General features: G+C 70.7%; 3 protein-coding genes and 1 pseudogene. 1 reads left to right on the top strand and 3 read right to left on the bottom strand.

Annotated features, from left to right (window positions below):
- The first annotated feature begins 30 nt into the window (after positions 1–30).
- Positions 31–1221 carry a DUF4173 domain-containing protein gene (locus HYG95_RS24340; RefSeq protein WP_181701407.1) on the top strand — a complete coding sequence of 397 codons (1191 nt, stop codon included), beginning with the start codon at positions 31–33 and terminating at the stop codon, positions 1219–1221.
- A gap of 83 nt (positions 1222–1304) precedes the next feature.
- On the opposite strand, the gene recD is transcribed toward HYG95_RS24340, so the two are convergent.
- The 3 genes and pseudogenes from recD to HYG95_RS24325 all read right to left on the bottom strand — a co-directional run.
- Positions 1305–3317: an exodeoxyribonuclease V subunit alpha gene (gene recD / locus HYG95_RS24335; RefSeq protein WP_181701404.1), complete on the bottom strand. Its 2013-nt coding sequence runs from the start codon at positions 3315–3317 to the stop codon at positions 1305–1307.
- Between the two features lie 232 nt (positions 3318–3549).
- Positions 3550–6912: a UvrD-helicase domain-containing protein gene (locus HYG95_RS24330; protein ID WP_181701410.1), complete on the bottom strand. Its 3363-nt coding sequence runs from the start codon at positions 6910–6912 to the stop codon at positions 3550–3552.
- An 88-nt stretch (positions 6913–7000) separates the two neighbouring features.
- A pseudogene (locus HYG95_RS24325) lies at positions 7001–7955 on the bottom strand (exodeoxyribonuclease V subunit gamma); the annotation flags it as partial.

The raw sequence follows: 7955 nt of genomic DNA, 5'->3' as shown, positions 1-7955 counted from the left end.
TCCGGTGATGCCTCGAGGCGCTGACCTCTCATGCCGGTTTCCCGTCCGTGTCGATGCGTGTCGGCTCGGGCTGTTCGGGCGGCGGGGTGGTTGTTCGCGTGGTGTGTGATCGGGGCCTGTGTGGCGGGGTCGTTCGCGGTGTTGGGGCGGCGGAGTACGCGGGGTGTGTGGTTCGACATGATCGCGGTGCCGGTCGAGTCGTTCGTCGCTGTGCCGTGGGCGTTCTCGGGGGTGCGGCAGGCCGGGACGACCGAGTTGTCGCGGGTGCGGCGGTACGGGGTTTCGGTGGCCGCGACGGCAGTGCTGCTCGTGGTGTTCGTGCCGCTGCTCGGTGGGGCCGACGCGACGTTCGCGACGCTGTTGAGCGGGTTGGTGCCCGAGGTGGACTCCGCTGCCGCCTGGGAGTGGCTGGTGCTGTTCGCCGTGCTGGGCATGGGCGCGTTGGGTGCGCTGTATCTGCTGGCCGGACCGCTGCCCGCCGCCGGCGAGACCGTCCGGCCGAGGCGGTTGTGGACGCGCAGTGAGTGGGCGTTGCCGGTGGCGGTGCTCGCGGTGTTGTTCGGGGTGTTCCTGGGTGGCCAGTTCGTCGCCCTGTTCGGCGGCGACGACTACGTGCAGCGCACCGCCGGGCTCACCTACGCCGAGTACGCGCGGAGCGGGTTCTGGCAGCTGTCGGCGGTGAGCATCCTCGCCCTGGCGGTGATCGCCACCGTCCTGCACTTCTCGGCCAAGGACACCGCCGCCGACCGGCTGTGGGTGCGGGTGCTGCTCGGTGTGGTGAGCCTGCTGACGCTGATCATCGTCGTTTCCGCGCTCGGCCGCATGTGGACCTATCAGCAGGCCTACGGGTTCACGGTGCTGCGTCTGCTGGTGTCGATGTGCGAGCTGTGGGTCGGGTTGCTGTACGTGCTGATGCTGGTCGCGATCGGACGGCTGCGGTGGAGCTGGGTGCCGCGCGCCGCCGTCGGCACCGCCTTGGCCACGCTCGTCGCCCTCGCGGCGATCAACCCGGAATACCTTGTCGCCGAACGGAATATCGCCCGGTGGGAACAGAACGGGCGGCTCGACACCGCCTACCTCACGACCCTGTCCCCCGATATCCTCCCGGCTCTGCGCGGGCTCCCCGACCCGCTCCGGGCCGAGATCGAGCCGAACATCCGCAGAGGCCTCGACGACGACCCCTGGTGGGCCTGGAACCTCTCCCGCAGCTCCGCCCGCTGACCTGGGCGCTCGATCACCACGCTCTGGTGGCGGGGCTTCAGCCCGCAACCCCGCCACCGGAGCGTGGTGATCTCGATCCGACGTCAGGTGGCGAGGGTGGTACGGGTGAGACCGCTGGCGCGCAGGACGCGGCGGGCGATGGCAGCGCGGATGGCGTCCTCGGTCCCGATGATGCGCACGTGGGTGCGGGCGCGGGTGATCGCGGTGTAGAGGAGTTCCCGGGTGAGGAGCGTGGATTCGGGTTCGGGCAGGACCACCGAGACGGTGTCGTACTGGCTGCCCTGGCTGCGGTGGATGGTCATCGCGAAAACCGTGACGACCGAGGGGAATTGGGTGGGATGCACGAGGTAGGGCTCACTGCCGCGTTGCAGGGCGGCCCGCAGGGAACCGTCGGGTCGGCGGATGATGACACCGGTGTCGCCGTTGTAGATGCGCGCCTCGTGGTCGTTGGCGGTGACGAGCAGCGGTTGACCCGGATACCACACCGCTTGTGGCCCTTCGGGTCCCGCGCCACCGGCAGCCGCCCATTCGGCCGCCATCCGGTCCCACCGCTCGACACCGAACGGGCCCTGCCGATGCGCGCAGAGCAGACGATGTGATTCCAGCGCGCCGAGCGCACCGACCGCGTCACCGGCTTCCGCAGCCTCCGTGACTGCGAGCGCGGCGGTGGTCACGTCGGCGCGCACCGCACGGATATCGTCGGGGCCACACAGTGATACGTCGCCTCCCCCGGCGCGCAGAATCGCCAATGCCGCATCGGCGTCGCCCGCACGCACGGCGACAGCCAGATCCGCGATCCGCCCACCGAAGCGCCGCCCACGGGTCAGTCGCACGATGCCGCCCTGCAGACGCCGCATCTCCAGCGCACTGAGCGAATCGACGTCCTGCGCAGGCGAATTCGCGGGCAATCCGTCGCCATCAGCGGCAGAGGTTCCGGCCGCCGCATCGGTCACAACGGCGGCGTCATCGCCGGAGGCGGTCTCTTCCCCCGCACGAGCCGCAGCGGATGCTGACCCGGTGCCGGATATCAGGAGTTCGCGCAGGGCCGGGTTCGGGACGCCGACGACCGGTCCGGCGACGAGGTCGGCCAGGACGGCGCCCGCGTCGACGGAGGCGAGCTGGTCGGGGTCGCCGACGAGGACGAGGCGGGTGTCAGGGCGCAGGGCCGAGAACAGGTGGCTCATCATCGTGAGCGAGACCATCGAGGTTTCGTCGACGACAACCACGTCGTAGGGCAGACGGTTGTGGGCGTGGTGACGGAAACGGGTGGTGCGGCCCCGTTGCCAGCCGAGCAGGCGGTGCAGGGTGGACGCGGTGAGCTCGGGGAGGCCGAGTTCGGCGGCCTGGTCGCGCACGGCTTCCTGCAGGCGGGCCGCTGCTTTGCCGGTGGGGGCGGCCAGGGCGATGCGCAGGGCGGGCAGTTTGGGGGTCGCCCTGCGGTGGGCCGTCAGCAGGGCCAGGATTCGGGCAATCGTGTGGGTTTTGCCGGTGCCGGGACCACCCGCGACGACGGTGGTCCAGTGAGTAGCGGCCAGGGCTGCGGCGAGGCGTTGCCGGTCGGGGCCTTCGCCGAGGGGGTCGGCGAACAGGCGGTCGAGTTCGGCACGCACGAGGGCGGTGTCGACGACGGGGTGGTCGGCGCTGCGTGCGACAAGTGCCCGGCGCAGCGTCTGCTCCTGCTGGTAGTAGCGGTCGAGGTAGAGCAGCGCCCCACCGTCGGCATCGGCCTCGACCACCCGCAGCGGACGCAACGGTCCGGCCTGACCACCCTGCACGAGTGGACTGGCCCGCAGCGCCGCGAGCACCCGCTCCGTCTCCGGCCACGGCAGTGTCGCGGGGTCGATTCCGGATACGCCGTCACGACTTTCGTCGGCGTCGACACCGATCTCACGCATCCGCGCAAGCTCGAGACACACCGATCCCGACCGCACCGCACGAACGGCGAGCGCCGCCGCGAACAACACGTCCTCACTGTCCTCACGCCCGAGCCGCCCCAACCGCACAGCCACATGCACGTCGGCAGCCGACAGCACACCTGCCTCGTTGAAGACCCGCAGCAGACCGGTCCCCCGCTGCGCCACCTGAATCGATGTCACCTTCTCGCCCTCCCACCGATCCGCCGCCCATAGGCGGGACGCTGGTCTTCGTCGCGGGTGCGGTCCTCCGCCGACATCGCTGTCCTGGAATGTCCCCGCATGCCGAGGGCCGGCCGCACGACCGTGTCGGGTCGAAGGTGCGGATGCACTCCCCGATGCGCGTCCGGATCCGTCGGTGCGGATCCTTGGGCGTCGGTCGACCGGACGCACCCGGCGGAAACAGCTGCGCCCGTCATCGAGGACCCTCCCCGGCGAGCAGATCCGACAGTGCCACAACGAGTTCGGCGGGTGGGTACCAGTCGAAGACGCCGTGGCCGGGTGGGGTGTCGGCGCCGATCATGCCTCGGACGAACAGGTAGCGGGCGCCGCCGAGGTGGCGGGTCGGGTCGTAGTTCGGGAGGCGCCAGCGCAGATAGCGGTGCAGCGCGACGGCATACAGCAACGCCTGCAACGGGTAGTGGGAGCGGATCATTTCCGCGAGCATGTGTTCGCGACGGTAGTGCTCGACAGTGAGGTCGCCGGTGCCGAGCCGGTTGGTTTTGTAGTCGACGATCACGTACTGGAAGTCCCCGTCGCCGGGGACCCGCAGCACGGCGTCGACGCTGCCGGTGAGGTAACCGCGCAGCACCGTCTCGGGCAAGGCTGCGAGGTGATCGGCATAGCCTGACAGGTCGTCGTCCGGTGGAAGGTGGGTGCGCAGCAGGGCGGCGATGTCACGCAGGGTGGCGGCCCGGCCGCGCGGGTCGTCACCGCCGCCGAGGGGTAGTTCGAACTCGAGCTCGTTGAGCCGGTCCCTGGTCGGGATGCGGGCCAGTGAGCCGAAATCGGCCGGTGTGCACAGGACTTGGAACAGTGCCTCCGACAGCAGGTCGACATCGAGTTCGGCCATGGTGTGCTCGACCGCTTCGGCACACCGCGCGCGCACCTCGGCCGCGAGGTCGGTGACGGAGGTGTCGACCGTTTCGAGCACGCTGTGCACGAGGGTGCCGAATTCGGCACCGTAGGGCAGGGCGTTCATCAGCGACGGCGCCGCCGCGACCACCGTCGGCACGTCGAGCGGCGGGGTGTCCGGTTCGTCGTCGGGACCCGGCCCGTCCTCGGGTTCGCTGTCGTTGACCGAGGCCAGGTCGTGCGCGCCCGCGGTGAGGGCCGAGTAGGAGGTGCGCCGCCACAGCTGGTCGAGGGGCCGGTCGAATTCGGCGGCTGCCAGCTCACCGGTGGGTAGTTCGGTGCGTACCCGGCGCGGCGCCACGTTCTCGGGGCGGTCGACCGCCGTCACCGTGATCACGTCGGCGGCCGGGGCGGCCCATTCCGAAAGGCGTTGCAGGGCAGCCGCGTCGGCGGGAATCTCGGCACGCCTTGGTACCTGCGACGCACCGGGACGACGGCCGAGGATCATCCGGTGCAGTGGCGCGGCACCCGTGGTGACGGCGGGCGCCCACCAGGTGACCACCTGACACATCGCCCGGGTCGCCGCCACATACAGCAGCCGCAGCTCCTCGCCGGATTCCTCGGCCTCGCAGCGCAATTGGCGTTCGCCGTAACCGGGGGCGTCCTTGCCGCCGATGTCGAGCACCCGGGTGCCGTTGTCGTCGTGGAACAGCAAGGTCGCCGGGTAAGGGTTCTTGGCACTGTCCCACGCGAAAGGCAGGTACACGATGGGGAATTCGAGTCCCTTGCTCGCGTGCACCGTGGCGATCTGGACGGCGGCGGCGTCGCGGTCGAGACGGCGGCTGCGCCCGCTCACCGAACCCGCCTCCGGGTCGCGGACCCGGTCGGCCAGCCAGCGGGTGAGGGCGGTCAGACCGAGCCCTTCGGTGTGGGCGACTTCGTCGAGGAGACCGGCCAGGTGACGCAGGTCGGTGAGTTCACGCTCGCCGTTGTCGACGGCGAGCAGCCTGGGCGCGAGTTCGGTTTCGGTCGCGAGTTTGTCGAACACGGCGGCGAATCCGGCGCGGGCGAACAGGCGGGCCGCCTCACGCAGCTGTGTGGAGATCCGCCCGACGAGATCGGCACCACCGGCATCGATCTCGGCGAGCGTGACGCCGAGGATCGGTGTGCAGGCCGCCAACCGCACGCGGTCACCGCGATGAGGTTGCTCGAGTGCGCGCAGAACCCACAGCCAGTCGGTGGCGGCCGGTGTCGCGAAAACACTTGTGCCACCGGCGAGTACGGAGGCCACACCGACCCGGTCCAGGGCGGCGCGCACCACGTCGATCTGAGTGCGGGTGCGCACCAGCACCGCGATGTCGCCGGGACCGATCGGTCTGCGCACCCGGCCGTCGCCGACCTCGGTGAGCGAATAGTCCGCGCCGCGTTCGGGTTTGGCCTCGATACTGGTACCGGATTCGAGCAGCGTGACGATGTCGGCGGCGAGATCCTCGGCCACCTTCGCGCGCTGCCTGCCGACCGACGGGAACCCCGACTTGTTCCGCGGCCCGGCACCGGTGCGCGGCAGTACCCGCAGCCGCAACGGGGTGACGACCTCCGGGTCGCCGTGCAACCGGGTGTCGGCGCGGGTCGCGGCGACCGGGTACACGCTGATCTCCGGATGACCAAGTTCCGCGCCGCCACAGAGGTGATCGATCGCGCGCAGCAGTCCGGCATCGCTGCGCCAGTTGCGGGTGAGTTCGCTGCGCTGTCGCGCGTGCGCCACCGCGTCGAGATAGCTGAGTACCTCCGCGCCACGGAAGGCGTAGATGGCCTGTTTCGGGTCGCCGACCAGCACCATGGTGGCGTGTTCGTGGAAGGCGCGGCGCAGGATGTCCCACTGCAGCGGGTCGGTGTCCTGGAATTCGTCGACGAGCGCCACCCGGTAGCGCTCGCGGATACGGGCACAGGCCGCGGGACCGTGCACCGGGTCGGCGAGCACGTCGTGCAGCAGCACGAGCAGGTCGTCGAAGTCACGCAGTCCCGCACGGCGTTTGCGGCGGTCGGTTTCGGCGCGCACAGCGGTCGCGAACGCCACCCGTTCGCCGGCGGCGCCCTCGGTACGTGGCGCGAGTTCGGCGTGCCGGTCGTGGACGGCGGCCAGGGCGAGGATATGCGCGTCACGCAGGGTGAAGGGGGCGCGGTCGCGGGCGTAGCGGGCCAGGTACAGGTCGTCGGTGACGGTTGCGACGAGGTCGTCGACCGATTCGACCAGCCGGGCGCCGGGGTCGTGTTCGCCCGCCAAGCCGAGTTCGTCGAGCATGCGCTGGCAGAACGAGTGTGTGGTGGCGATGGTGCCCGCGTCGAAATCGGCGAGAGCGGTGAGCAGCCGGCGGCGGCGCAGCTGTACCGTCGCCGGGTCGGCTGCGGCGAGGGCCCGCACCAGTTCGTCCGGGTGTGCCTGTGCCGCAGCGGGTTCGGCGAGTGCGGTGGCAACGGTGACAAAGCGGTCCCTGGTGCGTTCGCGCAGTTCCTGGGTGGCGGCACGACTGAATGTCACCAGCAGCAGTTCGGTGATCGAGATCCCCTGCTCGGCCACATACCGCACGGCCAGCCCGACGATCGCATGGGTTTTGCCGGTCCCCGCGCTCGCCTCGAGCACGGTGGTGCCCTGCGGCAGCGGACCCACCGCATCGAATGCCTCGGTCGGCGGCGCCGACATCATCCCGGTCACCGCTTCGGCCCCTCGTACCAACCGGCTCGCGCCCAGCCCGCCTCGGTCGCCCACAGCGCCCCCACGGGCAGCGATGTCTTCATGGTTGCCCCTGACTTTCGGCGGCGAGCAACGGGCCCCACCAGCGGCGGGCGATGGCACCGAAGCGGGTGGTCTCCGGCTCGCCGGGGCGGGCGGGTTCGGCGATCAGCTGCTCGAAACGTGGTGCGCGACCCCAGATGTAGCGCAGGTAGCGATCGGTGTGATCACCGAATTTGTCCGGGCCGTTGGGGCCGCCGTCGAAGGCGTGTTCGGCGGCGAGCAGGGCATCGGCGACGCTGTCGCCCCGGAAACGGCGCTCGGCGTAGGCGGCGGTGGCGGTGGGGGCGACGGGCAGGGGTTCGCACAGGCCCTCGTCGCGCAGGCGGACCAGGTCGCGCAGGATCGCAAGGGCCGCGGGGGGTTCCGGTGCGGTGATGATCGACCGGGCGACCGGGCGACTGCGGAACTGACCGCGCCCGGTGCTGATCGCCCGCCACGAGCGGTCCTCGGTGGCGGCCAATGCGAGCAGCGAAACCCACGCCGCGAGACGGTGTTTGGGGGCCAGACGGGAGTACGTGGTGCGGACGAGGGTTTCGCCACGAACTTCGGGGACGGTACCCGCCAGGGTCCGGCCGTTGCCGAGGTCGACGGCGATGTCGACGGCGCGCGGGTTCGCCTCGTAGTCGGGCAGGGCGGTGCGCACGATGGTGTCGACGGTGCCCTCCACCTCGTCGAGCACCCGGGTGCCGAAACCGAATGGCGGCAACGTCCCTCGCCGCCATTCGGCCGCACGCAATCCCGCCGGGTCGGCGCCGGTGAGACGGGCGGTGAGCATCCGCTCCCCCAGATCCCACTTGGCCAGGCCGTCGAGTTCGATGGGCAACTGGTCGGCGATGTCCTCGGATTCCTCGGGGACCCGCAGGCCGAGGCGCTGCCACAGGAACGCGCGCACCGGATGTTCGGCGAACGCGATCAGTTCGGCCAGTGCCACGTCCGCGGGCGGGGCACTGGCC

The sequence above is a fragment of the Nocardia sp. GTS18 genome, from assembly GCF_013839555.1.
Classification (GTDB): Bacteria; Actinomycetota; Actinomycetes; order Mycobacteriales; family Mycobacteriaceae; genus Nocardia; species Nocardia rosealba.
Note: the sequence above shows the minus strand (reverse complement) of the source record. Positions and strands in the feature narration are given on the sequence as shown.

Coding starts and splice junctions, on each gene's coding strand:
- HYG95_RS24340 (WP_181701407.1), top strand. CDS start 31: ATGCCGGTTTCCCGTCCGTGTCGATGCGTGTCGGCTCGGGCTGTTCGG.
- HYG95_RS24330 (WP_181701410.1), bottom strand. CDS start 6,912: ATGATGTCGGCGCCGCCGACCGAGGCATTCGATGCGGTGGGTCCGCTG.